The organism is Pseudomonas fakonensis, from assembly GCF_019139895.1.
GTDB lineage: Bacteria > Pseudomonadota > Gammaproteobacteria > Pseudomonadales > Pseudomonadaceae > Aquipseudomonas > Aquipseudomonas fakonensis.
This window is the reverse complement of record NZ_CP077076.1, coordinates 4,411,110-4,435,880: the sequence shown is the minus strand read 5'-3', so window position 1 is coordinate 4,435,880 and position 24,771 is coordinate 4,411,110. Positions and strand designations below refer to the sequence as shown.

The following is a 24,771-nucleotide window of genomic DNA, read 5'->3' as shown; positions in this document are numbered from 1 at the left end:
AAGGGATCTTGCCGTTGTCCCCGGCAAGGCCCTGCTTTACCCAAGACTGTTGTCCCTGAAAGATCATTAAGGAGAAATGTATGTTGATTCTGACTCGCCGGTGCGCCGAGAGCCTGATCATTGGCGATGGTGAGATCACCGTGACGGTGCTGGGCGTCAAAGGCAACCAGGTGCGTATTGGCGTTAGCGCGCCCAAGGAAGTGGCTGTTCACCGCGAGGAAATCTACCTGCGGATCAAGAAAGAGAAGGATGAAGAGCCAAGCCTTTAATTTTTTTGAAGTTTTTTTCAAAAAAAGGGTTGCAAACGAGGAAGGGTGTGTTTAATATTCGCCTCGTGTTGCGGTGAGGTGGCCGAGTGGCCGAAGGCGCTCCCCTGCTAAGGGAGTATACCTCATAAGGGTATCGGGGGTTCGAATCCCCCCTTCACCGCCATTATTTGCGTAGGTCGCTGGAAAAGGTCAAAAGCTTAAGTCGTTGAAATTAAACGAAAAAGTTCTTGATAAAAAGATTTAGCGACCTATAATGCGCGGCAAGACACGGACTCATAGCTCAGCTGGATAGAGTACTCGGCTACGAACCGAGCGGTCGCAGGTTCGAATCCTGCTGAGTCCGCCACTTTTGAAGTGGCTTTGTTTGCAAGGCTGCTTTAGATAACCAGTGGTAACCTGGTCTAAAAATACCAACCACGGACTCATAGCTCAGCTGGATAGAGTACTCGGCTACGAACCGAGCGGTCGCAGGTTCGAATCCTGCTGAGTCCGCCACTTTTGAAGTGGCTTTGCTTGCAAAGATGCTTCAACCCACCAGTGGTAACCTGGTCTAAAAATACCACCACGGACTCATAGCTCAGCTGGATAGAGTACTCGGCTACGAACCGAGCGGTCGCAGGTTCGAATCCTGCTGAGTCCGCCATACCTGAAAAGCCCGCTTATGCATATAAGCGGGCTTTTTCTTTTCCGGCTCGGGTGCGGTATCTCGTATCGGTTTGCCGTCCATGGCTAGACTGCAATCAGTCCCTTTTCTAATCGATGTGCTTTTTGACAAGCCTGCGCCGTCGCACTGTTGGCTTCGAGCGTTGTCATAGCTTTATCGCGCAAACGATTGTTCTGGCCAAAAATTTAAGCGATCCAGCAGCTTGTACCGTGTATGATTGCGCCCGTCAGCCCCGCCGGGGCTTGTGGAATCCCACCATGGACTTACCCAGTAGTTACTCGTTAATACGCTTCATCCAGACAGATCTGCCTGATTGATTCTCCCGGCGTGCTCCGCTGCTGGGAGTGGAGTACGCCTATGACTGAAATCGAAGTAAAAAAAGCGCAAGAGAGTCTGCAGGATCGCCTGGCTCAGGTGATCGAACTGCTGCAGCGCCAGCGCGTGGTCGAAGACCTGACGCACCGCCAGGAAGGTCACCACCACGACCTGGTGGAAAACCTCGTCCACCGCCAGAACCTGGTCGAGCTGCAACGCAAGCTCGACGACCTGCACCCTGCCGACATCGCCTACATCCTCGAAGCCTTGCCCCTGGAAGACCGCCTGACGGTCTGGCAGCTGGTGCGCTCGGACCGCGATGGCGACATCCTGCTGGAAGTGTCCGACGCTGTGCGTCAGACCCTGATCGCCGACATGGACGATCACGAACTGCTGGCCGCCGCCAAGGAGATGGATGCCGACGAGCTCGCTGACCTTGCGCCGGAGCTGCCGCGTGACGTCGTCCATGAGCTGATGGAAAGCCTCGATGCCCAGCAGCGCGAACGTGTGCGTTCGGCCCTGAGCTACGACGAGGAGCAGGTCGGTGCGCTGATGGACTTCGAGATGGTCACCATCCGCGAAGACGTCAGCCTGGAGACGGTGCTGCGCTACCTGCGCCGGCTCAAGGAGCTGCCCAACCACACCGACAAGCTGTTCGTGGTCGACTACGACGGCATTCTCAAGGGTGTGCTGCCGATCAAGCGGCTGCTGGTCAACGACCCGGACAAGAAGGTTGCGGAGGTCATGGCCAATGACCCCGTGGCATTCCACCCCGAGGAAGATGCCTACGACGCTGCCCAGGCCTTTGAACGCTATGACCTGGTTTCCGCGCCGGTGGTGGACAAGAGCGGGCGTCTGATTGGCCGTTTGACCATTGACGAGATGGTCGACCTGATCCGCGAGGAGAGCGAAAGCGAAGTGCTCAACATGGCCGGTTTGCGCGAAGAGGAAGACATCTTCGCCTCGGTCTGGCGCTCGCTGCGCAACCGTTGGGCGTGGCTGGCAATCAACCTGATCACCGCGTTCCTGGCTTCGCGGGTGATCGGCCTGTTTGAAGGTTCCATCGAAAAACTGGTGGCCCTGGCCGCGCTGATGCCGATCGTGGCCGGTATTGGCGGCAACTCGGGTAACCAGACCATCACCATGATCGTGCGGGCCATGGCCCTGGACCAGGTGTCGCCGGGCAACACCAGCCGCCTGATGCGCAAGGAGCTGGCGGTGTCCTTGCTCAATGGCCTGATCTGGGGTGGGGTGATCGGTGCAGTGGCGTTCTGGCTTTATGGCAGCTGGTCGCTGGGTTTGGTGATGACCGCGGCCATGACCCTCAACCTGTTGCTGGCCGCCTTGATGGGCGTGCTGATCCCGATGACCCTGACCCGCCTGGGCCGCGATCCGGCCATGGGCTCCAGTGTGATGATCACCGCGGTGACCGACAGCGGCGGCTTCTTCATCTTCCTCGGCCTGGCCACGCTGTTCCTGCTCTGAACCTGTCGGCGCAGCCGGCCTCATCGCCGGCAAGCCGGCTCCTACAGGTGCGGCGCAGGTTTGAAGGCTATGCGATCCCTGTAGGAGCGGGCTTGCCCGCGATCACCGGCGCAGCCGGTGCCAGGCACCGCGTCGTCTGCTTCGCGCAGGTCCTGCACTTCGCTGAACCCGCTCCTGCACAAGCCAAGGCAGAGTGCAGCGCCCACAAAAAAGCCAGCTTGCGCTGGCTTTTTCGTGTGCGGCGGTAAAGCGCGATCAGGACGCGTCTGCGGCCATTTCCACATCGTGAGCGATGAGGGCCACCAGCGCGTTCTGCTGGCGGTGGGACAATTGGCGGAAGCGCTGCAGCAGCTCACGCTCGTGCAAGCTCAGCTCTGGGCTGTCCAGGCGCATGCTCAGCTCGTCACCCAGCGCGCCTTCCTGGATAAGGCTCTGCTCCAGGCGCGCGATGATTTCGGAGTTCATGCTGCGGTGATGGTTGCGCGCTACCTCGGCAATGCGCTCACGCATCCCGTCTGGCAGGCGGACGACGAACTTGTCAGCAGTGCGGCTCGAATAGATAGCCTGTTTCATTGGGCGCATATAAATTGACCGGTTGTTCTGGTTCAGGGGAAGCGGTTATCAAATTGGCCGCACGGTGGTGGTACGACCGCGGCGACGACAAAATGTTCAACCGTCGTTTGATTTTGGTTTTTCATCTTGCCTCAACGTCGCCGTTTCCTTGGCGTCAATTCTGTGACAAATAGTGATCCGGATAAAGGCTTTATGCCAGTACCAATTATCAGAAATGCGCACTGGTTTGAAAAGTTTAACCTTCATCCAACTGCACCGACGTCAGACCTTTGTCGTCAAAATCTGATAACTGGCGGCAAAGGCAAAGGAAAAAGCCTAGAATGCGCCGGCTTCCCTCACATTGAGCATAGTGGCTATGCAACATGACGCAAGCGGCACATTGCCTTCACCGTCCCGGCTGATCTTCCTGATCGGACCGTCTGGCTCGGGAAAAGATTCCCTCATCGATGCAGTCCGTGGCGAACTGCACGCCGGTGGCATCGAAATCGCCCGGCGGGTGATTACCCGCTCTGCCGAAGCCAGGGGCGAGGCCGCCCACAGCGTGAGTCGCGAACAGTTCGAGGCAATGTGCGCCGCAGGCGAGTTCGCCCTGCACTGGCAGGCCAATGGCCTGTGCTATGGCATTCCTGCCCAGGTGGATAGCTGGCTCGCCGGCGGCACTGCGGTGCTGGTCAACGGCTCTCGCGGCCACCTGGCAGAAGCGCGTCGGCAGTACCCTGGCTTGTTGGCCGTAGGCCTTAAGGTGTCGACGCAGGCCTTGCGTGCGCGGCTGTTGGCGCGGGGGCGCGAGAGCAATGACGAGATCGAGCAGCGCCTTGCGCGCAACACTGCCTTGCCGGCCTATGATGCCGACGTGCATGTGCTGGACAACTCAACGTCGCTTGAGGCGACAGTGCAGGCCTTGCTCGGGCTTTTGCGCGAGCAAGGCCTGCTTGGGAATAAGGCTACGGGAGCATTCGCCGTTGGCGACAAGACAACCGGCAAGGCGCACGACTAAGTTTTATGCCGTGGCGAGCTACATGCCTGTAAGCCAATGATTACCTAGAAAAAGCTTGCTCGTTGGCCCTCTACATAGCAACATGGCGCCTCTTTGCTCCCTTAGTTCAATGGATAGAATAAGCCCCTCCTAAGGGTTAGATGCTGGTTCGACTCCAGCAGGGAGCGCATCCCCCCCGATTCACCGGCTGAATCTCTGCATTTCAAGCGTTGCATCCCGGTTGCCTACCCGACGCCTCGCCCCCCCGCACCGCAGCCGTCAGATACTGATCGCCGGTACGCGCGCCGCTTAAAGTTTCCTGTCAGCATGCCGATCTCTTGGTCACTGGGTACGGGGCATGCATCCGTACCGCCAATGGTTGGAGTACCTGCCCGCAGAGGCAGAGCGCGTCGCCTTGCGTTCACTTCAATTCATGCCACGCTGCCGGTCGCTGCAGCCCGTGGCGGGCATTGGTCACAACGGGTTCTGAAGGGGCAAGTATGAATTTTTATGTCAACCAGGTGAAAAACAAGCCGGACTTCCGGGGCTCGCTGTTCAAGGGCGACATCTTCCTCGAAACCGGCCTTGCCAATGCACACGAGCTGTGCGCCCTGGCCCGGCAGAGCATCACCGCCGCCTTCGACGGCGAAACCGACCACCAGTCGCTGCACAAGATGATGCCGGTGGAAACCTTCGTCGAACGCGTCACCGCGCTCAAGCGCCAGTTCACCAACGGCCCCGAAGCCAAGGAACTGATCCGCGATTTCCTGCTTGAAATCGGCGCAAATCTCAACGAATACATTTTCGACGTGCCGCGGGTGCGGGTGGTGCCCAACTACGACTACCTGCATGCTGGCGTGAGCTACGCCTACAAGCCGCACCGCGACACCTGGTATGGCGGCGTCGAAAGCCAGGTCAACACCTGGATGCCGGTGTACAGCATCGAGCCCGAGCAGACCATGATGATCAACCCGGCCTACTTCGACCGCCCGGTGCAGAACAGCTCCGGCGACTGGAGCCTGGAGCACTGGATCAACTCGCAGCGTTTCGCAGCGGCGCAGAACATCACCGAAGAGACCCGGGTGCACCCGGTGCCGCTGGAAGACATCGACACCAGCGCCGAGCTGCGGGTGGCGGGCAACAGTGGCGAGATCCTGATCTTCTCCGGCTCCCACCTACATGGCACCGTGGCCAACTTCACCGACAAGGTGCGTTTCAGCGTGGACTTTCGCCTGATCCACCTGCAAGACTTGCTGCACAAGCGCGGCGCACCAAACGTCGACAACGGCTGTTCGGACCCAGAAGCCGGCTTCAAAGACTATTTCAATGCCAGCGACTTTTCGCAATTCCAGGGAGTTAACCCATGACCAAGCGTCGCCTGACTGCTGCCGAGGTCGAGTACAACGAAAAGCGCGCCAGCGTGCTGAGCCGTGTCGATGCCCAATACGTGGCCGATGCGCCGTTCGTGTTTGCCAACCGTATCGCCGTGACCGCCGCGCTGTCGCGCATCGAGCTGTTCAAGATGGTCCAGGATGTGCCGGGCGCCATCGTTGAATGCGGTGTTTACAAGGGCAACTCGCTGATGCTGTACATGCAACTGTCGATGATCCTGGAGCCCTACGCGATCAACCGTTCGATCATCGGTTTCGACACTTTTGGCGGTTTTGCCAGCATCGATGCCGAGCAGGACCCTGCCGACATCAACGAGAACATGTTCTCCGACACCGATGAAACCCTGATCCAGGACATGATCGATGCCAACGACCTGATCCGTCCGGTTAACCGCATCCCGCGCTGCGAGATCGTCAAGGGCGACATCCTCGAAACCGTGCCGGCCTTCGTCAAGACCCGCCCCGACCTGGTGGTGGCGATGCTGATCCTCGATACCGACCTGTACAAGTCGACCAAGGTGGCGCTGGAAACCTTCCTGCCCTATATGCCCAAGGGCGCGATCGTGGTGCTGGACGAAGTGGCCTATCGCAACTTCCCGGGCGAAACCCAGGCGCTGCGTGATGTGCTGGACCTGAACAAGGTCGAGCTCAAGCGCCTGCCGTTCGATTCGACCGTGGGCTACTTCCGCGTCTGATGCGCAGCGCCGGCATGCAGGGGCAATGCGGCCCCTGCATGCCGGCCGCAGGTTTGCCGCTCAAAGCTCTGCAGCTTTCTGCTTCTCGCTGTCCTCGGCCCCCGAGGCGGCTACCGCCAGACCACCGCTGACCTGTTGCGCCTGTTGGGTCTGCTGCGCCTGCTGCAGCTTGGCCTGAGTCTTGAGCTCTACATCCTCTTTCATGCGCTGGGCGATCTGGTCGTCGATCGCGGCTTTCTGCTCTGGCGGCAGGGCCTGGTATTCGTCCTCGGTCAGCCCCAGTTCCTGCAGCATTTTCTCCTTGATCTTCTCCTCCGGCGACTTGGCCATGTAGTCATGGAAGTCCTGGGCTGCGCTGCTTTGCTCCTGTTTACCGACGCTGGCCTGCTGGCGTGCGGCGCTGTCCGGGTTCTGCAGCATCACCAGCAGCTTGGCAAAGGCCTCTTTCTGGTTGTCTTCGCTGCTCTGCTGCGAGGTGCTGCCCTGGCTGTTCTGCTGCGCGGCCGTGTCGCGGGTGGCCGCCACCTGGCGTACCGGCACGAACTGGCTCAGGGCCTGTTCGTTGTTGGTGCGATTGTGCTGCTGGACGGCTGTCTGCCAGCCCAGCCCGTTCAATGCGATAACCATGGTTGTCCTCCTGGAAGAATCGATTGGCGCCAGCAAAGTGGCAAAAGCTGTGCCAGCGGTCGCAAGACCGTTGAAATAGCCCTGTTTAGCTATTCCGGTAGCGCTGCGCTGGGCATATGCTTGCCCATCAGGGGAACAGGGTTGCCGCCTGCGGCAATTCTGATGAACATCGGCAGCCTTGAGAGCGGGGCGCAGTTGCTGGGCAACGACAGGAGCGTCCATGAGTCAGGCATCCAAGCCGGTACCGACCGGTTTCACCGAGCAGCAACTGCACACTTTGTTCGATCTGGTCAGCGACGGTATCTGGGACTGGAACGCCAATACCGGCTATGTCTACCGCAACCCCGGTTGGTACCGGATGCTGGGCTACGCCAGCCACTCCAAGGACAATTCGGTGCTCACTTGGGAGAGCGTGATCCACCCCGAGGACTACCCACGGGTGATGGCGCATTTCGAGGCCTACATCGAGCAGCGCAACGAGCGCTACCGCATCGAATACCGCTGCCTGTGCCAGGACGGCAGCTATCTGTGGGTCGAGGATAGCGGCCACGTCATTGCGCGCAACGAGGATGGCTCGGTGGCGCGCATGCTGGGTGCCCACCGCAACATCGACGCCGGCAAGCGCCTGGTGGCCGAGCTTGAGCTACGCAACCAGTCGCTGGAAAGCCTGGTAGCCGAACGTACCCGCGAGCTTTCGTGGGTCAACCAGCAGTTGCAGCGCCAGCTGGACGAGAACCGCCTACTGGCCGAGCGCGACGCGCTGACCCGCACCGCCAACCGCTACCACCTGGAAAAGACCCTGCAGCAGGAGTGCGAGCGGGCCAGGCGTTTTCGTGAGCCATTGGCACTGATTGCCATGGACCTGGACGACTTCAAGCCGATCAACGACCTGCACGGCCATGCGCGTGGCGATGCGGTGCTGATCGAGGTGACCGAGCGCGTTCGCCAGTGCCTGCGCCCGCAGGATTTGCTGGCACGCTGGGGCGGCGATGAGTTTGCCGTGGTGCTGCCGGGCACCTTGCTCGACGAGGCCTGCGACATGGCCCAGCGCATCCGCCAGGGCCTGGCCGGCCTTGAGCCGGTGGGCGATTGCCGGCTGACCATGAGCTACGGGGTGGTGCAATGGTGCGATGGCGAGAACCAGCAAGGCCTCTTGGCCCGCGCCGACCAGGCGCTGTACCGGGCCAAGGCGGCGGGTAAGAACATCGTCGCCGAGTAACCATGCCTGTACCGGCCCCTACAGGCACAGCGCGATCTGTGTAGGAGCCGGCTTGCCGGCGATAGGGCCGGTACAGGCGCTCAAGATCTGCACGCAAAAAAATGCCCGCGACGTCTGGTAACGTCGCGGGCCAAATCGGCTCTCGCCGCTTCAGTACCGAGTGTCCTGTCTCGATAATAAGCTGTTCACTTTTGGCGGCGTCTTGGGCGCCCGGCCTGCGTTGCCACTCCTCGCCATAGCCCTGCTATGACTCGTCGCGGCGCCTTGGCCGGGCACCCAAGCCACTCGCCAAAAGAGAACGTATTTCCGAGACAGGACACTAGATATGCAACGCATGCCCCAGCGCCCGCAGTGCCGCTTCCTGCACCGCCTCACCCAGGGTCGGGTGGGCATGGATGGTACCGGCCACATCTTCCAGCCGCGCGCCCATCTCCAGCGACTGGGCGAACGCCGTGGACAGCTCCGACACCGCAACCCCCACCGCCTGCCAGCCAAGGATCAGGTGGTTGTCACGCCGTGCCACCACCCGTACGAAACCGCTCTTCGACTCAAGGCTCATGGCCCGGCCGTTGGCCGCAAAGGGGAACTGCGCGACGATGCAGTCCACGCCTTGCTGGCCGGCCTGTTCGGGCGTCATGCCCACCACCACCACCTCCGGGTCGGTGAAGCACACCGCAGCGATTGCGCTGGGCTCGAAGCGCCGCGCCTTGCCGGCGATGATTTCGGCGACCATCTCGCCCTGGGCCATGGCCCGGTGCGCCAGCATCGGCTCGCCGGCCACATCGCCAATGGCCCACACATTGCGCATGCTGGTCTGGCAGCGTTCGTCGATGGCGATGGCGGCGCCGTTCATCTTCAGCGCCAGGCTTTCCAGGCCAAAGCCCTGGGTACGCGGCCGGCGGCCAACGGCCACCAGCACCTGGTCGGCCTCCAGGCGCAGTTCGTTGCCTTCAGTGTCGCGTGCCAGCAGGCAGCCTTCGGCATAGCCCTCGACGCTGTGGCCCAGGTGCAGGGCGATGCCCAGCTTTTTCAGTGAGTCAGTTACCGGTGCGGTCAGTTCGGCGTCGTAGGTGGGCAGAATGCGCTCGCGCGCTTCCACCACGCTGACCTGCGCGCCCAGCTTGCGGTAGGCAATGCCCAACTCCAGGCCGATATAGCCGCCGCCCACCACCACTAGGTGGCGGGGCAGCGCTTTTGGCGCCAGGGCTTCGGTGGAGCAGATGATGGGCCCGCCGATGGGCAGCATCGGCAGTTCGACGCTGCTGGAACCGGTGGCCAGCAACAGGTGTTCGCACTGGATACGCTGGCCGTCCACCTCGACATGCTTGCCGTCGAGGATCTTCGCCCAGCCATGGATCACCTGCACGCCGTGCTTTTTCAGCAGGGCCGCCACGCCGCTGGTGAGGCGGTCGACAATGCCGTCTTTCCACTCCACGCTGCGGCCGATGTCCAGGCGCGGCGAGGACACGCTGATGCCCAGCGGCGAAGGCTCGCTGAAGCGGCTGGCCTGGTGGAACTGCTCGGCCACGTGAATCAGCGCCTTGGACGGGATGCAGCCGATGTTCAGGCAGGTGCCGCCGAGGGCCTGGCCCTCCACCAACACGGTGGGGATGCCCAGCTGCCCGGCACGGATGGCCGCCACGTAACCGCCGGGGCCGCCGCCGATGATCAGCAGGGTGGTGTCGATAATCGGTTGCATGGTCACTCCACGAACAGGCAGGCAGGTTGTTCCAGCAGGCCGCGCACGGCCTGGATGAACAGCGCGGCATCCATGCCGTCGACCACCCGGTGATCGAACGAGCTGGACAGGTTCATCATCTTGCGCACGACGATCTGGCCATCGACCACCACCGGGCGCTCGACCATGCGGTTGACGCCGACGATGGCCACTTCCGGGGTGTTGACTACCGGTGTGCTGACGATACCGCCCAGTGCGCCGAGGCTGGTCAGGGTGATGGTCGAGCCGGTCAGTTCTTCGCGGCTGGCCTTGTTGTTGCGCGCAGCATTGGCCACCCGGGCGATCTCGCTGGCGTTGCCCCACAGGCTGCCGGCCTCGGCATGGCGCAGCACCGGCACCATCAGGCCGTTGTCGCCCTGGGTAGCGATGCCCACATGCACCGCACCATGGCGGGTGATGACCTGGGCTTCGTCGTCATAGGTGGCGTTGATCTGCGGGAAGTCGCGCAGGGCGACCACCATGGCGCGCACCAGAAACGGCAGCAGCGTCAGCTTGCCGCGGCTTTCGCCATGCTTGGCGTTAAGCTGCTGGCGCAGGGCTTCCAGCGCGGTCACGTCGATTTCCTCGACGTAGCTGAAGTGCGCCACGCGGCGCTTGGCGTCCTGCATGCGCTGGGCAATCTTGCGGCGCAGGCCGATCACCGGCACCTGCTCGCTGTCGCTGCGCTTGGCATAGCCGCCCGGGGCCTGCCCGGCGCTGCTGTGCGGTTTGCTGATGAAGGCGTCGAGGTCTTCATGCAGGATGCGCCCGGCCGGGCCGCTGCCGTGCACGTAGCGCAGCTCGATGCCGGCATCCAGCGCGCGCTTGCGCACGGCGGGGGAGGCCAGCGGCTTGGTGCCTGCCTCGCGCGGTACGATGGGCGCGGCGGCGCGGCAACTGGCGGCCTGCGGGGCTGTTTGTGCGGGGGGCTCAGCGCGTGCCGGGGCTTGTGCCTGCACCGGCGCCGGCTCTACCGGCTTGGCCTGGGGCGTGTCGACATGGTTGCCGCTGCCTTCTACCTCGATGCGGATCAGCTCGCTGCCCACCGCCATGACTTCGCCCGGCTGGCCGCCGAGCGCCAGAACCTTGCCGCTGACCGGCGAGGGGATTTCCACCGTGGCCTTGTCGGTCATGACATCGGCCACTACCTGGTCTTCGCTGATGACATCACCGACCTTGACGAACCATTCCACCAACTCGACCTGCGCGATGCCTTCGCCGATGTCCGGCATCTTGATGACGTGCGTGCCCATTCAGACCTCCATGACCCGTTTCAATGCCGCACCTACCCGCGAAGGGCCGGGGAAGTAGGCCCATTCCTGTGCGTGGGGGTAGGGGGTGTCCCAGCCGGTGACACGCTCGATCGGCGCCTCCAGGTGGTGGAAGCAGTGCTCCTGCACCAGCGCCACCAGTTCGGCACCAAAGCCGCAGGTGCGGGTGGCTTCATGCACGACCACGCAGCGGCCGGTCCTCTTCACCGACTCGACGATGGTCTCCAGGTCCAGCGGCCACAGGCTGCGCAGGTCGATGACCTCGGCGTCGACGCCGCTCTCTTCGGCGGCCACCTGGGCTACGTAGACCGTGGTGCCATAGGTCAGCACGGTGACATCGTTGCCCGGGCGGGTGATCGCTGCCTTGTCCAGCGGTACTGTGTAGTAGCCGTCCGGCACGGCGCTTTGCGGGTGCTTGGACCACGGCGTGACAGGGCGGTCGTGGTGGCCGTCGAACGGGCCGTTGTACAGGCGCTTGGGCTCGAGGAAGATCACCGGGTCGTCGCATTCGATCGAGGCAATCAGCAGGCCCTTGGCGTCGTACGGGTTGGACGGCATGACCGTGCGCAGGCCGCATACCTGGGTGAACATCGCTTCCGGGCTCTGGCTGTGGGTCTGGCCACCGTAGATGCCGCCGCCGCAGGGCATGCGCAGGGTCAGCGGCGAGATGAACTCGCCGGCCGAGCGGTAGCGCAGGCGGGCCATCTCCGAAACGATCTGGTCGGAGGCGGGGTAGAAGTAGTCGGCGAACTGAATCTCTACTACCGGGCGCAGGCCGTAGGCGCCCATGCCCACGGCGGTGCCGACGATGCCGCTTTCGGAAATCGGTGCGTCGAATACCCGTGACTTGCCGTACTTGGCCTGCAGGCCCTCGGTGCAGCGAAACACACCGCCGAAGTAGCCCACGTCCTGGCCATAGACCACCACGTTGTCGTCGCGCTCGAGCATCACGTCCATGGCCGAGCGCAGGGCCTGGATCATGGTCAGGGTACTGGTGGCCATGGCGGTTTCCGGGTTGATGCTGTTGTTGTGATCGTTCATGTCAGACCCCCAGTTGCTGGCGCTGACGGCGCAGGTGATCGGGCATTTCCTTGTACACGTCCTCGAACATCGAGGCGGCGCTGGGGATGTGGCCGTTGGCCAGGGTGCCGTACTGCTCCGCTTCTTTTTGCGCGGCGATGACTGCGGCTTCGAACTCGGCGGTGGTGGCCTGGTGTTCGTCCTCGGACCAGTGGCCGATCTTGATCAGGTGCTGCTTCAGGCGGGCGATCGGGTCGCCCAGCGGGAAGTGGCTCCAGTCATCGGCGGGGCGGTACTTGGACGGGTCGTCCGAGGTGGAGTGGGGGCCGGCGCGGTAGGTGACCCACTCGATCAGGGTCGGGCCCAGGCCACGGCGGGCGCGCTCGGCAGCCCAGCGCGAGGCGGCGTACACCGCCACGAAGTCGTTGCCGTCGACCCGCAGCGAGGCGATGCCGCAGCCTACGCCACGGCCGGCGAAGGTGGTCTGCTCACCACCGGCAATGGCCTGGAAGGTGGAAATCGCCCACTGGTTGTTGACCACGTTGAGGATTACCGGGGCGCGGTACACGTGGGCGAAGGTCAGCGCGGTGTGGAAGTCCGACTCGGCAGTGGCGCCGTCGCCGATCCAGGCCGAAGCGATCTTGGTGTCGCCCTTGATCGCCGAGGCCATGGCCCAACCCACCGCCTGCACGAACTGGGTGGCCAGGTTGCCGCTGATGGTGAAGAAGCCGGCCTCGCGCACCGAGTACATGATGGGTAGCTGGCGGCCCTTGAGCGGGTCGCGCTCGTTGGACAGCAGCTGGCAGATCATCTCCACCAGCGACACGTCGCGGGCCATCAGGATGCTTTGCTGGCGGTAGGTGGGGAAGCACATGTCGCTGCGGTTGAGCGCCAGTGCCTGGGCGCTGCCGATGGCTTCCTCGCCCAGGCTCTGCATGTAGAAGGACATTTTCTTCTGGCGCTGGGCAACCACCATGCGGCTGTCGAAGATGCGCGTCTTGAGCATGGCGCGCATGCCCTGGCGCAGCACCTGCGGGTCGATGCCCTCAGCCCATGGGCCAAGGGCGTCGCCGTGTGCATCGAGCACCCGCACGAGGCTGCCGGACAGGTCGGCGGTGTCGGCGGGTTCGACGTCGATCGGGGGTTTGCGGACAGAACCTGCGTCGTTCAGGCGCAGGTAGGAGAAATCGGTCTGGCAGCCTGGCCGGCCGGTAGGCTCGGGCACATGCAAACGCAGGGGGGCGTACTCGTTCATGCTTTTTACGCTCGCTCGGATGTTGTTTTTGTGAGCTCTGAAGCGGCCGCCGCTGAGTGCCGGCTTGTGACTGGCAGGTCAGCGTCAGTTACATGATAGGGGGCCGGGCGGAGAATTTTTCTCTCATGTTCATTGCCTTTGCCCGAGCGGGGAGATAAACATTCCGTACAAACACAAAAACCAGGTGAATCTGTCTCATGCGCAAACTGGATCGCACCGATATCGGCATCCTCAACAGCCTGCAGGAAAACGCCCGCATCACCAACGCCGAGCTTGCCCGCTCGGTGAACCTGTCGCCCACGCCGTGTTTCAACCGGGTCAAGGCCATGGAAGAGCTGGGGGTGATCCGCCAGCAGGTCACGCTGCTGTCGCCTGAGGTGTTGGGGCTGGATGTCAACGTGTTCATCCATGTCAGCCTGGAAAAGCAGGTGGAGGAGTCGCTGCACCGCTTCGAAGAAGAAATCGCCGTGCGCCCCGAGGTGATGGAGTGCTACCTGATGACCGGCGACCCGGACTACTTGCTGCGGGTGCTGCTGCCAAGCATCCAGGCGCTGGAGCGTTTTCTCGATTACCTGACCCGCCTGCCCGGGGTGGCCAACATCCGCTCCAGCTTTGCCCTCAAGCAGGTGCGCTACAAGACCGCGCTGCCGCTGCCGGCCAATGGCATGACCCTGCGCGAGTAATGGGATCTGCTGATCACCCTGTAGGAGCCGGCTTGCCGGCGATAGGGCCGGGCCTGCAAATGTTTAATACGGGCTTGCTGTGACTGCCCAGGGTCTCATCGCAGGCAAGCCTGCTCCTACAGGTTCGGCGCCTGTCCCGGGGGTAGACCAGCAAGGGCCGCTTGGCCTGTGCGCGACGTAACCTGTGCCAGGTGCGTCGCCGGTGTAAATTTCCGCAGCCGGGGCCTGCGCCGGGAGAGCTTTGCCCTTATGCTTGCTTGCACCGCCGCCACCTGACCAGGGAGCTTTACGGGACGTATGCGCAATATCTGGAAGCCGTTTCAGTCGTTGTATTTCGCCGCCCTGATGATGCTGATCGGCTCTGGCCTGCTCAGCACTTACCTGGCCCTGCGCCTGGCTGCCGAGCATGTCGACAGCCTGTGGGTCGGTGCGCTGATGGCGGCCAACTATTTTGGCCTAGCCGTGGGGGGCAAGGTCGGCCACCGGTTGATCGGCCGGGTCGGGCACATCCGCGCCTATGCCACCTGCGCCGGTATCGTCGGGGCGGCGGTGCTCGGGCATGGCCTGACCAGCTGGCTGCCGGTGTGGATCGGCCTGCGGATGATCGTTGGCCTGGGCATGATGTGCCAGTACATGGTCATCGAAAGCTGGCTCAACGAACAGGCCGATGCCAAACACCGCGGCGCGGTGTTCAGCGGCTATATGATCGCCTCCTACCTGGGCCTGGTGCTGGGCCAGCTGATCCTGGTGGTACACCCGCAGCTGGGCCCGGAGCTGCTCATGTTGGTGGCCATGTGCTTCGCCCTGTGCCTGGTGCCGGTGGCCATGACCCGGCGCATTCACCCCGCACCCTTGCGCCCGGCGCCGATGGAGCCGAAGTTCTTCATCAAGCGCGTGCCGCAGTCGCTGTCCACGGTGCTTGGCTCGGGGCTGATCGTTGGCTCGTTCTACGGCCTGGCGCCGTTGTATGCGGCCAACCAGGGCCTGACCACCGAGCAGATCGGCCTGTTCATGGGTAGCTGCATCTTTGCCGGCCTGCTGGTGCAGTGGCCGCTGGGCTGGTTGTCCGACCGCTACGACCGGGCGGTGCTGATCCGCAGCGTGGCCATCGGCCTGGCGCTGGCTTCGGCGCCACTGGCGATTCTGCCGGGGGTGCCGCTGGAACTGCTGTTCGGCATCGGCTTCGTTATCTCGCTGTTGCAGTTCTGCCTGTATCCGCTGGCGGTGGCGTTCTCCAACGACCACGTGGAGAGCGAGCGGCGCGTCTCGCTGACTGCCATGCTGCTGGTCACCTACGGTGTGGGCGCCTGTATCGGGCCGCTGGCAGCGGGTGTGCTGATGAAGCTGCTGGGGCCGCAGATGCTCTATGCCTTCTTCCTGTTCTTCGCCCTGGTGCTGGTGTGGCGCATCCGGCCCCAGGCGGTCACCGGCCTGCACCAGGTGCAGGATGCCCCTCTGGGCCACGTGGCCATGCCGGCGGCCGGCTCGCCCTTGTCGGCGGCGCTTGACCCGCGGGTCGACGAGCAGACCGTGCAGGAGGTGATGCAGGCGCCGGTGGCGGCGGAAGATACCGAGGAAGAACCTGCCACCGCCCAGGCTCGGCAGGCTGGGGCGGAGGTGGAGCGCCCTGTGTAAGGGGGGGCTGAATGTTCGCGCTCTGCTCCACAGGCTTTGCCCATTGAGCAGAGCTCAAGATCATCTGCAGGGCGCTGACTGCCTGTTTAGCGCAGGCGAACGTTGCCCAAGGTGAATGTCAGGATTTCCCCCGGTGTCTCTCCTGCATTCATGTAATACCCGCGCTCATTGATCAGGGCTACCCGGTGGCCATCTGCATCCCGAAGGTGAAAGCTCACCTCGCTGATGGACCCTGGTTCGCCATCCCAGCGTTGCAGGGGCTCGATTTTCCACTCAGCTGCTGACAGGGGGCCGAAGGTGGCCCAGTCGATGACGCGCCCGACTACATGGGTGCTGTAGAGCCCCAACCAGTCATTTTTACTTTTTTCCAGCCGGGCGCCGGCGTAGGCCCAGTCACCAGTGGCTGTGATGGTGTAGATATGGCGGTCGGTCTGTTTGATGAACTGGAAGTTGAACTCGACGGGCCTGAACCCGTGTGCGCCCCTGTGCTCAGGGCGTAGCCAGCCATCATATTTGGCAGGAAGGTCTGCAGCCCAGGCATGGGGGTATTGGGTGACCCCGATCTGGCCATACTTGCAATGCAACTCGGCGGTGAAATGGGTATTGATCATGCTGGCTCCGGTTTGCGGCAGGGCTCCTCGTGGGAGCGACGGTCAAACCTAAGCTTGGGCGGGGTAGGGCGGGCAGCTGGAAGGGTTGCAGTAGCGCTGGTTGGGGGGGCGGTAGTGGTGTCGGGGCAACAATGAAAACGCCACCCGAGGGTGGCGTTGGTGAATCTGGCTTGCGATCAATAGTCGTCTTTGTCGAACCGCCGCGCCTCGCGCTGCAGTTGGTACACGAACCCTTCGATCTTGCGCTGCGCCTGGCCGCTCAGGTTATGGAAGCGGATGCCGGCGAAAGTGGTGTTGATGCGCTCTTCATAGTGCAGATGGCGCAGCTCGACCATGGTGTCGGCCAGGCCGAGTGGGGCGCCTGCCTTGAAGCGCTCGTACACCTGGCCCAGTTGCAGGCGGTCTTCGACGTTGCCCTCGAAGCGCAATTTGCAGCCGGTGGCAGAAATATCCAGCAGTTTGCCGCGCAGCGCGCCATTGCCCTTGAGGTAGGTGCCGTCGAGGATCACATCGACCAGCTGCGACAGCTTCAGCGCGGCGCGGAAGGCATTGCGGCGCTGGTGGTAGGTGACTTCTTCGGGCAGCGGGCCACGGTAGCAGCGGTGGCCGTCGATTTCGCTGATGGTCAGCGGGGTGTTGCATTCCCAGGCGATGCGCACGCCGTCGTGAAAACCTTCGACACGGAACGGCTCGCCGTTCTCGATGAACTTCTCGCCGTCGCGGGGGATCATTTCGTCCAGGGCGACTACACCGGTGTCGCGGTCGACGTGCACCACATAGCTCTGGAACCGCTGGCTGCGCTCAGGGAAGCTGATGATCAGCGGGTCGTGGCTCTCCAGCAGCTGGCGCAGGTTGGCCGCAATCTCCAAAGGGGTACTGAGCACCTTTGGTGGCTGGGGGGCATCGGTTTCATTGAACACGGGTTTTCAATCTCCAGGCAAAAACGACACACGCAAGTAAAGGCATTTTGCCAGTATGTTCCGTGCCTTGAATATAGACAATCACACTTGGCTGAGCGCCCGGGGCTTGGCCATCGGTGAGGTGGTGCCACGGCTGTCGTACAGCGACGGGGAATCGCCGCCGTGGAGGATTCTGATCTGGTTGGCCGTGGTGTGTTGCTGCATCTGGATGATCCGGCCATTGGTCTCGTTGACCTTCTGGCAGGTATCGAGCAACTGGCTGAGCACATCGAGCTGCTGCAAAAGAAGTTCGCCGTTGGGCGACTGTGCAGCCATTACCTGCACGCCGGCGCGGTCTGGGCTCAGGCCCTGGCCGGTCAGCAGCAGCCTGCGCCGCTGCCCCTGCTGTTCGAGCAACACGATCAACGACTGCTTGCGTGCCAGGATATGTTCCAGCATTGGCATGTCGCGGCCGTGCAGGGCGAGTGCTTCCTGTTCCAGGAGCTCGAGCAGTTCCTGCGTCGGGGCGATGTCGTCTTCGATCAGTTGCAGCAGGGTGATGTCGTGCATGGCTAACTCTTGGGGTTGTTGCGTCCTAGAAGTCAGCGCGCCGAAAGGTTAGCGCTGCGCTTCGAAATCAAGCAGTTTGCTGGCGACCCGGCCGGCATCGACCTGGTAGCTGCCATCTGCGATCGCCTGCTTCAACTCGGCCACGCGGGCGCTGTTGACGGTAGGCTGGTCGCGCAGCTTGTCGCTGATCTTTTGCAACTGCTGTGCCTCTTGGCTCAGGTGTACCGTTTCTCCGCTGGCATTGCTGCGCGCCGGGGCTTGGCTGGCTTCACCGGCTTTTTCGGTGTTGCCGGAAGCTGCGGTGCCGCGAGCGCCGCCCGTAACGGACGGAGAATTATTCAAACGACTGAAGTCGATGACCATGATCAGAACCTCTGGGTATTTGGACGCATGCCTTGTTTTCGGCCAACCCGAAACAAACTTTAGGCGCAAATGCATTGCCGCCCGTCAGCAGGCCTGCGTGACCCGATTTCCGACACAGTTTAGGGGGCGCGGTTCCTTACCGCCAGTCTTCTGTCGTTTGTCGATAACCCGTTGCCGGGCTTGTGTTACATGGCTACCTCTACCTGGCCTGGGCCAGTTACCCGTGCCTTGACCACGCGTTTGGAATTCAGGTTGCGTACCCGTATCTGTTCCTGCATGCCGCCTTTGCTCAACGCCTCGCCCGGCATGCGCACGCTGAGGCTGCCGCTGCGGGCGATGATCACGACGTGGTCGCCCTTGCGTATCACCTCGGCCTGTTCCAGTTGCACCTGCGTCAAAACCTGGTCAAGCACCACTGGCCTTACAAGTTTCATGCCGACCGCCTGGTCCAGCTGCGTCAGGTAGCCGGGGCCAAGCGTGCCGACATCACGTTCGCGCAGCGCTACATCGCCTTCGTCGACCATGCTCTCGCGCTTGAGCGGGCGGGTCATCACCACCACGTTGCGCAGCAGGCGCACCTGGGCCGGTACGAACACGGTCCAGGGGGCAGCGCCATCGCAGCGTATCTTTACCGTTACCCGGCCCAGCGGTGTCGGGCTTTCCAGCGAAGCGTCAAGTTGCTGGCTGCACAGTGGCATGCGCAGGCGTGGGTCGAGGTTGTTGACCTGGATCTCGTAGCGGCCTTCGGTCTGGGTGGTGGCCAGGTAGTCTTCCACGGTGAATTCAAGAAACCCTTGGGTGACACCGATAAGCTGTTCAGGCAAGGTGAACGCGTCTGCCTGCGTGCGAACGCCGGGTGCCATGAAGCACAGGGCGGCCAGCGTGCCAGTCAGCAAGCGCGTCAGTCGTCGGGAAAATGTCGTTTTCGTGTACATGGTGCTCAAAAAAGCAAAGCCCGTGCCGACTTGGTACGCAGGCAATCGTTGAAGGAGTCCGGCATGGCTGGAGTGATGGATTCGGTCAACCAGCGCACACAGCTGGTGGGGCAGAATCGCCTGGAGCTGCTGTTGTTCCGCCTCAATGGCGAGCAGCTCTACGGCATCAATGTGTTCAAGGTCCGGGAAGTGCTGCAGTGCCCGGTGCTGACGCTGCTGCCCAAGGCTCACCCGGTGGTGCGCGGCGTGGCCAACATTCGCGGAGCGACCATCCCGATCCTCGACCTGTCGATGGCCACCGGGCTGCCGGGGCTGCAGGAAGAGACCCGTAACAGTTTCGTGATCATTACCGAGTACAACACCAAGACCCAGGGCTTTTTGGTGCACTCGGTGGAGCGCATCGTCAACATGAACTGGGAAGAGATCCACCCGCCACCCAAGGGCACCGGGCGCGATCACTACCTGACGGCGGTGACCCGGGTCGACAACCGCATGGTTGAAATTATCGACGTGGAAAAAGTGCTCGCCGAGGTTTCGCCGTCGTCACAGCAGGTGTCGGCCGGTGTGGTCGACGAGGAAGTGGCGGTCAAGGCGGTGTCGCTGCGGGTGTTGACGGTCGATGATTCGTCGGTGGCGCGCAAGCAGGTCAGCCGCTGCCTGCAGACCGTCGGGGTCGAAGTGGTGGCGCTGAACGACGGCCGTCAGGCGCTGGATTACCTGCGCAAGCTGGTCGATGAGGGTAAGCGGCCGGAGGACGAATTCCTCATGATGATTTCCGACATTGAAATGCCGGAGATGGATGGCTATACCCTCACATCAGAGATTCGCAACGACCCGCGCATGCAAAAGCTGCACATCTGCCTGCATACTTCGTTGTCCGGAGTGTTCAACCAGGCGATGGTCAAGAAGGTCGGGGCTGATGACTTCCTGGCCAAGTTCAGGCCGGACGACCTCGCCCAGCGCGTTGTCGACCGGATCAAGGCAACCCATTGAAACAGCCGGGGCCCGCCCCGGCGCTAGCGATTTGAGAGAGGCGGCAGCTTTGTCTACGGGTAATTTGGATTTCGAACAGTTCCGGGTCTTCCTGGAAAAAGCCTGTGGCATCCTGCTGGGCGAGAATAAGCAGTACCTGGTCTCCAGCCGTCTCAACAAGCTGATGGAGCAACAGGGCATCAAGTCGCTGGGCGAGCTGGTGCAGCGCATCCAGACCCAGCCGCGCAGCGGCCTGCGCGAGCAGGTGGTCGATGCCATGACCACCAACGAAACCCTATGGTTTCGCGACACCTACCCCTTCGAGGTGCTCAAGAGCAAGGTTATCCCCGAGTTCATCAAGGGCAACCCGGGCCAGCGCCTGCGCATCTGGTCGGCGGCCTGCTCCTCTGGTCAGGAGCCGTACTCCATCTCCATGGCCATCGACGAGTTCGAGCGTACCAACCTCGGCCAGCTGAAGATGGGCGCGCAGATCGTCGCCACCGACTTGTCCGGTGCCATGCTGACCAACTGCAAGACCGGCGAATACGACAGCCTGGCCATCGCCCGCGGGCTGTCCCAGGAGCGCCTGCAGCGCTACTTCGACCCCAAGGGGCCGGGGCGCTGGGCGGTCAAGGCGCCGATCCGCAGCCGCGTCGAATTCCGTTCGTTCAACCTGCTCGAAAGCTATGCCGCGCTGGGCAAGTTCGACATCGTGTTCTGCCGCAACGTGCTGATCTACTTCTCGGCCCAGGTCAAGAAGGACATCCTCATGCGCATCCACAGCACCCTCAAGCCGGGCGGCTACCTGTTCCTTGGCGCCTCCGAGGCGCTCAACGGCCTGCCGGACCACTACCAGATGGTCCAGTGCAGCCCGGGGATCATCTACCAGGCCAAGTAAGGCAGGTGGGGCAACGAAAAAAGGCCGGTATCGCGAGATGCCGGCCTTTTTCGTTGCCCCTGTAGGAGTCGGCTTGCCGGCGATGAGGCCGGCACAGCCAGAACAACGCTGTTGCCTTCCCCGCAAGGCGGCAAACCCTGACGTCAATTTTTTGTTTTGCCGCTTTTGCCGCCCGGCAATTGCCGCTTGCCTGCCATCGGGCGGAACCGCCTTGCCGCTTTTCTGGCAGGCACAATCGGCAAAGTACTGGCGCAGCCCAGTGAATCCGGGCTTCGGTAAAACTGGCACAGCCCTTGCTAAAGCTTTGCCAACGAAATTCCGGTCAACCTTTGAAGGTTTCCCCGACATGAGCATCAGCTTCGACAAAGCGCTTGGTATCCACGAAAAGGCATTGGGCTTCCGCGCCCAGCGCGCCGAGGTGCTGGCCAACAACATCGCCAACGCCGACACGCCCAACTACAAGGCGCGTGACATGGACTTCTCGTCGGTGCTCGCCGCCGAAGCCGACAAGCAGCAGAAGGGCCGCATTGCGCTGGACCGCACCAACACCCGGCACATCGAGGCCGAAGGCCTGGCCATGGCCGACGACACCCTGCAGTACCGCACCCCGACCCAGCCGTCGATCGACCAGAACACCGTTGACGCGCAGATCGAGCAATCGAACTACACCGAAAACGCCATCGGCTTCCAGGCCAGCTTCACCCTGCTCAACAGTAAATTCAAAGGGCTGGTATCGGCCCTGCGCGGAGAGTAACCATGTCCCTTTCCAGTGTTTTCAACATCGCCGGCAGCGGCATGAGCGCGCAGAACACCCGCCTCAACACCGTCGCCTCCAACATCGCCAACGCCGAGACCGTCTCGTCGAGCATCGACCAGACCTACCGTGCCCGCCACCCGGTGTTCGCCACCACCTTCCAGAACGCGCAAAACGGCGTCAGCCAGTCGCTGTTCCAGGACCAGGGCGAAGCAGGGCAGGGCGTGCAGGTCAGCGGCATCGTCGAGGACCAGAGCAACCTCGAAGCCCGCTACGAGCCTAACCACCCGGCGGCGAACAAGGACGGCTACGTCTACTACCCCAACGTCAACGTGGTCGAGGAGATGGCCGACATGATCTCCGCCAGCCGTGCGTTCCAGACCAACGCCGAGCTGATGAACACCGCCAAGACCATGATGCAGAAAGTGCTGACCCTGGGTCAGTGATAAGGAATCCGGACCATGGCAATCGATACCACTGGCGGCGTCAATCTTAACGATGTCATCGCCAATTCCGGCGTCAGCACCAGCACGACCAACAAATCGCTGACCAGCTCCGCAACCGGCAGCAACACCCTGGGCAAGGATGCGTTCCTGCAGCTGCTGGTCACCCAGATGCAGCACCAGAACCCGCTGGACCCGCAGGACAACAGCGAGTTCGTCGCCCAGCTGGCGCAGTTCAGCAGCCTTGAAGGCATTACCTCGCTGAACGAGTCGGTCAGCAACATCACCAGTGCCATGGCATCGTCGCAAGCCCTGCAGGCTTCGTCGCTGGTCGGCCGTTCGGTGATCGTGCAGAACGACAAGGCGGTGGTCGACACCACTGCCAGCTTCAATGGCCAGTTCGTCGTGCCGCAGTCCATCAGCGAAGCGAAGATCACCATCACCGACAAGGACGGCAACGCGGTCAAGACCATCGAGCTGGGCTCGCAGGCTGCCGGTTATGCCGACTTCATCTGGGATGGCACCAACTCCAAGGGCGAGAAGGTCGACCCGGGCACCTACACCTTCACCGCCACCACCACGGTGAACGGCCAGTCGGTGCAGATGAACACCCTGCTGCCGGCCAAGGTCACCAGCGTCAGCTTCAACACCACCGGCGAGATGGTTCTCAACCTCGCAGGCGTGGGCAAGGTTTCCCTGTCCGACGTACAAACCATCGGTATCTAAGGCCGACAGAACGGCACAAAAGGAGCTACACCATGTCTTTCAATATCGGCCTTAGCGGTCTGTACGCAGCCAGCAAGCAACTCGACGTCACCGGCAACAACATTGCCAACGTCGCCACCACCGGCTTCAAATCCTCCCGTGCCGAGTTCGCCGACGTATACGCCGGTGCCAACCGCCTGGGCGTTGGCAAGAACCAGGTTGGTAACGGTGTGCGCCTGGCGGCGATCTCCCAGCAGTTCAGCCAGGGCGACGTCAACAACACCGGCAACGTGCTGGACATGGGCATCCAGGGCCAGGGCTTCTTCATCCTGTCCGACAACGGCGCGCAGGTGTACACCCGTGCCGGTGCCTTCCAGAACAGCAAGGACAACTACGTGGTCACCTCGGACGGCCTGCGCCTGCAAGGCTATGCCGCCGATGAGAACGGCAACATCAAGAAAGGCGTGTTGACCGACCTGAAGATCGACACCTCGGCGCTGGCGCCCAAGGCCACCACCCTGATCGACCAGGGCATCAACCTGAACTCCGAGGCCGATATCATCCCGCTGCCGACCGCCACGCCGCCATTGGCCGGCGAGGTTGCCTTCGACCCTGCGGACGATACTACCTACACCAAGTCGTTCCCGACCAAGGTGTACGACAGCCAGGGTAACGAGCACACCATGGAGCAGTTCTACCGCAAGACCGGTACGAACCAGTGGACCATGTACACCCTGATCGACGGCCGCAACCCGCTCGACCCGACCAGCACCACTCCGCTGCAAGGTAATATCACGTTCAATTCCGACGGTACCGTGGCGTCGATGGCTGCCCAGGCAGTCACCCCGCCGACCGCCTGGACCGTGACCAACAACACCTTCACCCTCAACGGCTGGATCCCGGCCGCCAAGGATGCGTCGGGCAACTGGGCCTCCAACGGTTCCGCAGCCGCTGCCGGTGGCATGCGCCTGTCGATGAACAGCACTACCTCCTTCAACGAAGAGACTGCGCGGATGTCGCAGTCCCAGGACGGTTACGCCACTGGTATCCTGTCGAGCCTGTCGATCGACTCCACCGGCGTGATGTTCGCCAGCTTCAGCAACCAGCAGTCGCGCGCCATCGGCCAGGTGGCCCTGGCCAACTTCGCCAACGAGCAGGGCCTGCAGCAGATCGGTGGTACCCGCTGGACCGAGACCTTCGCCTCGGGCATCCCGGGTATCGACACGCCGAAGACCGGCACCCTGGGCAGTGTCGAGTCCAACTCGCTGGAAGCCTCCAACGTCAACCTGACTCAAGAGTTGGTCGAGCTGATCAAGGCGCAGAGCAACTACCAGGCCAACGCCAAGACCATCTCCACCGAAAGCACCATCATGCAGACCATCATTCAGATGACCTGATGCTTTGCGCTTGAGTGTGTTCGGCGAACCCCTTTCCCTGTGAAGGGGTTCGTCGTTTTTGCAGGAGAGGTGATGAACAAGTTGCTTGTGGCATTGCTGGCCGCGTTCTGCCTGTACCAGGCCCAGGCCGGCACCGCGCCCTGGTGGCGCTGGGAAAGCCAGGCCGATGGGCGCCTGGTGTGCTCGCAGTGGTCACCGGGGGAGGGTTGGAAAAAATTCGCCGGCCCCTACACCAACGCCGGCTGCCGCGAGCCATAGCTCTTGCGCGCCCCCTGTAGGAGCCGGCTTGCCGGCGATGAGGTCGGGCCTGCTTTCAGGCTTGCCGGCCCTATCGCCGGCAAGCCGGCTCCTGCAGGGGGTAGCGTTATTGCCACCAGCGGCAACCCGGCGCCGGTTATCCGGCACCGGGTGCCCTGAAAAATCCCGCAA

General features: G+C 62.4%; 26 protein-coding genes and 5 tRNA genes. 20 read left to right on the top strand and 11 right to left on the bottom strand.

What is annotated here, in order from left to right:
• Window positions 1-80 precede the first annotated feature (80 nt).
• From csrA to mgtE, 6 genes are all read left to right on the top strand, one after another.
• Window positions 81-269: a carbon storage regulator CsrA gene (csrA, locus tag KSS94_RS19485; protein WP_003254503.1), complete on the top strand. Its 189-nt coding sequence runs from the start codon at window positions 81-83 to the stop codon at window positions 267-269.
• A gap of 72 nt (window positions 270-341) precedes the next feature.
• Window positions 342-432, top strand: a tRNA-Ser gene (locus tag KSS94_RS19480).
• Between the two features lie 106 nt (window positions 433-538).
• Window positions 539-615: transfer RNA gene (locus KSS94_RS19475), tRNA-Arg, on the top strand.
• A 72-nt stretch (window positions 616-687) separates the two neighbouring features.
• A tRNA-Arg gene (locus tag KSS94_RS19470) sits at window positions 688-764 on the top strand.
• Between the two features lie 71 nt (window positions 765-835).
• A tRNA-Arg gene (locus KSS94_RS19465) sits at window positions 836-912 on the top strand.
• Between the two features lie 378 nt (window positions 913-1,290).
• Window positions 1,291-2,733, top strand: coding sequence for a magnesium transporter (gene mgtE, locus KSS94_RS19460; RefSeq protein WP_217839706.1), 1,443 nt, complete (start codon window positions 1,291-1,293; stop codon window positions 2,731-2,733).
• Window positions 2,734-2,988: 255 nt separating this feature from the next.
• Here the strand turns inward: mgtE and KSS94_RS19455 are convergent, their stop codons facing one another.
• Window positions 2,989-3,315 (bottom strand): Arc family DNA-binding protein, encoded by a 327-nt coding sequence (locus KSS94_RS19455; protein ID WP_003254499.1) that lies wholly within the window; start codon window positions 3,313-3,315, stop codon window positions 2,989-2,991.
• A gap of 346 nt (window positions 3,316-3,661) precedes the next feature.
• Here KSS94_RS19455 and phnN point away from each other — a divergent pair, with 346 nt between their 5' ends.
• From phnN to KSS94_RS19435, 4 genes are all read left to right on the top strand, one after another.
• Window positions 3,662-4,303: a phosphonate metabolism protein/1,5-bisphosphokinase (PRPP-forming) PhnN gene (gene phnN, locus KSS94_RS19450; protein ID WP_217839705.1), complete on the top strand. Its 642-nt coding sequence runs from the start codon at window positions 3,662-3,664 to the stop codon at window positions 4,301-4,303.
• Between the two features lie 95 nt (window positions 4,304-4,398).
• A tRNA-Arg gene (locus KSS94_RS19445) sits at window positions 4,399-4,470 on the top strand.
• A 312-nt stretch (window positions 4,471-4,782) separates the two neighbouring features.
• Entirely contained in the window at window positions 4,783-5,649 is an 867-nt protein-coding gene (locus KSS94_RS19440; protein WP_217839704.1) for a hypothetical protein, read from the top strand.
• Window positions 5,646-6,368 carry a TylF/MycF/NovP-related O-methyltransferase gene (locus KSS94_RS19435; RefSeq protein ID WP_217839703.1) on the top strand — a complete coding sequence of 241 codons (723 nt, stop codon included), beginning with the start codon at window positions 5,646-5,648 and terminating at the stop codon, window positions 6,366-6,368. Before KSS94_RS19440 ends, KSS94_RS19435 begins: the two co-directional genes overlap by 4 nt.
• A gap of 60 nt (window positions 6,369-6,428) precedes the next feature.
• On the opposite strand, the gene KSS94_RS19430 is transcribed toward KSS94_RS19435, so the two are convergent.
• Complete coding sequence (locus KSS94_RS19430; RefSeq protein ID WP_217839702.1) at window positions 6,429-6,995, bottom strand: hypothetical protein; 567 nt, start codon at window positions 6,993-6,995, stop codon at window positions 6,429-6,431.
• 220 nt (window positions 6,996-7,215) lie between these two features.
• Between KSS94_RS19430 and KSS94_RS19425 the strand changes: the two genes are divergently transcribed.
• Window positions 7,216-8,214, top strand: coding sequence for a sensor domain-containing diguanylate cyclase (locus tag KSS94_RS19425; protein ID WP_217839701.1), 999 nt, complete (start codon window positions 7,216-7,218; stop codon window positions 8,212-8,214).
• 319 nt (window positions 8,215-8,533) lie between these two features.
• On the opposite strand, the gene lpdA is transcribed toward KSS94_RS19425, so the two are convergent.
• Genes lpdA through KSS94_RS19405 form a run of 4 tightly spaced genes read right to left on the bottom strand, consistent with a single transcriptional unit; the run spans window position 8,534 to window position 13,477 of the window.
• Window positions 8,534-9,913: a dihydrolipoyl dehydrogenase gene (gene lpdA / locus KSS94_RS19420; protein WP_217839700.1), complete on the bottom strand. Its 1,380-nt coding sequence runs from the start codon at window positions 9,911-9,913 to the stop codon at window positions 8,534-8,536.
• Between the two features lie 2 nt (window positions 9,914-9,915).
• Window positions 9,916-11,184, bottom strand: a complete 1,269-nt coding sequence (locus tag KSS94_RS19415; RefSeq protein ID WP_217839699.1) for a dihydrolipoamide acetyltransferase family protein — start codon at window positions 11,182-11,184, stop codon at window positions 9,916-9,918.
• Window positions 11,185-12,243 (bottom strand): alpha-ketoacid dehydrogenase subunit beta, encoded by a 1,059-nt coding sequence (locus KSS94_RS19410; protein ID WP_217839698.1) that lies wholly within the window; start codon window positions 12,241-12,243, stop codon window positions 11,185-11,187.
• A gap of 1 nt (window position 12,244) precedes the next feature.
• Window positions 12,245-13,477, bottom strand: a complete 1,233-nt coding sequence (locus KSS94_RS19405; RefSeq protein WP_217839697.1) for a 3-methyl-2-oxobutanoate dehydrogenase (2-methylpropanoyl-transferring) subunit alpha — start codon at window positions 13,475-13,477, stop codon at window positions 12,245-12,247.
• Window positions 13,478-13,674: 197 nt separating this feature from the next.
• Here KSS94_RS19405 and bkdR point away from each other — a divergent pair, with 197 nt between their 5' ends.
• Together bkdR and KSS94_RS19395 are read left to right on the top strand one after the other, a co-directional pair.
• Window positions 13,675-14,160: a Bkd operon transcriptional regulator BkdR gene (gene bkdR / locus KSS94_RS19400; RefSeq protein ID WP_217839696.1), complete on the top strand. Its 486-nt coding sequence runs from the start codon at window positions 13,675-13,677 to the stop codon at window positions 14,158-14,160.
• A 297-nt stretch (window positions 14,161-14,457) separates the two neighbouring features.
• Window positions 14,458-15,795: an MFS transporter gene (locus tag KSS94_RS19395; RefSeq protein ID WP_217839695.1), complete on the top strand. Its 1,338-nt coding sequence runs from the start codon at window positions 14,458-14,460 to the stop codon at window positions 15,793-15,795.
• 86 nt (window positions 15,796-15,881) lie between these two features.
• On the opposite strand, the gene KSS94_RS19390 is transcribed toward KSS94_RS19395, so the two are convergent.
• The 5 genes from KSS94_RS19390 to flgA form a co-directional block, all read right to left on the bottom strand.
• A complete protein-coding gene (locus tag KSS94_RS19390) occupies window positions 15,882-16,406 on the bottom strand; it encodes a hypothetical protein (protein WP_217839694.1) in 525 nt (174 codons plus the stop codon).
• A 176-nt stretch (window positions 16,407-16,582) separates the two neighbouring features.
• Window positions 16,583-17,326 carry a flagellar brake protein gene (locus KSS94_RS19385; RefSeq protein WP_217839693.1) on the bottom strand — a complete coding sequence of 248 codons (744 nt, stop codon included), beginning with the start codon at window positions 17,324-17,326 and terminating at the stop codon, window positions 16,583-16,585.
• An 81-nt stretch (window positions 17,327-17,407) separates the two neighbouring features.
• Window positions 17,408-17,875, bottom strand: coding sequence for a flagella synthesis protein FlgN (locus KSS94_RS19380; RefSeq protein ID WP_217839692.1), 468 nt, complete (start codon window positions 17,873-17,875; stop codon window positions 17,408-17,410).
• 48 nt (window positions 17,876-17,923) lie between these two features.
• The gene (gene flgM, locus KSS94_RS19375) at window positions 17,924-18,238 is read right to left on the bottom strand and encodes a flagellar biosynthesis anti-sigma factor FlgM (RefSeq protein WP_217839691.1); all 315 of its coding nucleotides are present in this window, start codon (window positions 18,236-18,238) and stop codon (window positions 17,924-17,926) included.
• Between the two features lie 185 nt (window positions 18,239-18,423).
• On the bottom strand, window positions 18,424-19,173 hold the full coding sequence (gene flgA / locus KSS94_RS19370) for a flagellar basal body P-ring formation chaperone FlgA (protein WP_217839690.1): 750 nt from the start codon (window positions 19,171-19,173) through the stop codon (window positions 18,424-18,426).
• A 63-nt stretch (window positions 19,174-19,236) separates the two neighbouring features.
• Here flgA and KSS94_RS19365 point away from each other — a divergent pair, with 63 nt between their 5' ends.
• The 7 genes from KSS94_RS19365 (at window position 19,237) to KSS94_RS19335 (ending at window position 24,600) form a co-directional block, all read left to right on the top strand.
• Complete coding sequence (locus KSS94_RS19365; protein WP_217839689.1) at window positions 19,237-20,166, top strand: chemotaxis protein CheV; 930 nt, start codon at window positions 19,237-19,239, stop codon at window positions 20,164-20,166.
• Window positions 20,167-20,215: 49 nt separating this feature from the next.
• Complete coding sequence (cheR, locus tag KSS94_RS19360; RefSeq protein WP_217839688.1) at window positions 20,216-21,043, top strand: protein-glutamate O-methyltransferase CheR; 828 nt, start codon at window positions 20,216-20,218, stop codon at window positions 21,041-21,043.
• Between the two features lie 346 nt (window positions 21,044-21,389).
• Window positions 21,390-21,797, top strand: coding sequence for a flagellar basal body rod protein FlgB (flgB, locus tag KSS94_RS19355; protein ID WP_217839687.1), 408 nt, complete (start codon window positions 21,390-21,392; stop codon window positions 21,795-21,797).
• A 2-nt stretch (window positions 21,798-21,799) separates the two neighbouring features.
• Complete coding sequence (gene flgC / locus KSS94_RS19350; protein ID WP_217839686.1) at window positions 21,800-22,243, top strand: flagellar basal body rod protein FlgC; 444 nt, start codon at window positions 21,800-21,802, stop codon at window positions 22,241-22,243.
• A 15-nt stretch (window positions 22,244-22,258) separates the two neighbouring features.
• The gene (flgD, locus tag KSS94_RS19345; protein ID WP_217839685.1) at window positions 22,259-22,966 is read left to right on the top strand and encodes a flagellar hook assembly protein FlgD; all 708 of its coding nucleotides are present in this window, start codon (window positions 22,259-22,261) and stop codon (window positions 22,964-22,966) included.
• Window positions 22,967-22,998: 32 nt separating this feature from the next.
• Window positions 22,999-24,342 (top strand): flagellar hook protein FlgE, encoded by a 1,344-nt coding sequence (flgE, locus tag KSS94_RS19340; protein ID WP_217839684.1) that lies wholly within the window; start codon window positions 22,999-23,001, stop codon window positions 24,340-24,342.
• 72 nt (window positions 24,343-24,414) lie between these two features.
• The gene (locus tag KSS94_RS19335; protein WP_217839683.1) at window positions 24,415-24,600 is read left to right on the top strand and encodes a hypothetical protein; all 186 of its coding nucleotides are present in this window, start codon (window positions 24,415-24,417) and stop codon (window positions 24,598-24,600) included.
• Window positions 24,601-24,771 lie beyond the last annotated feature (171 nt).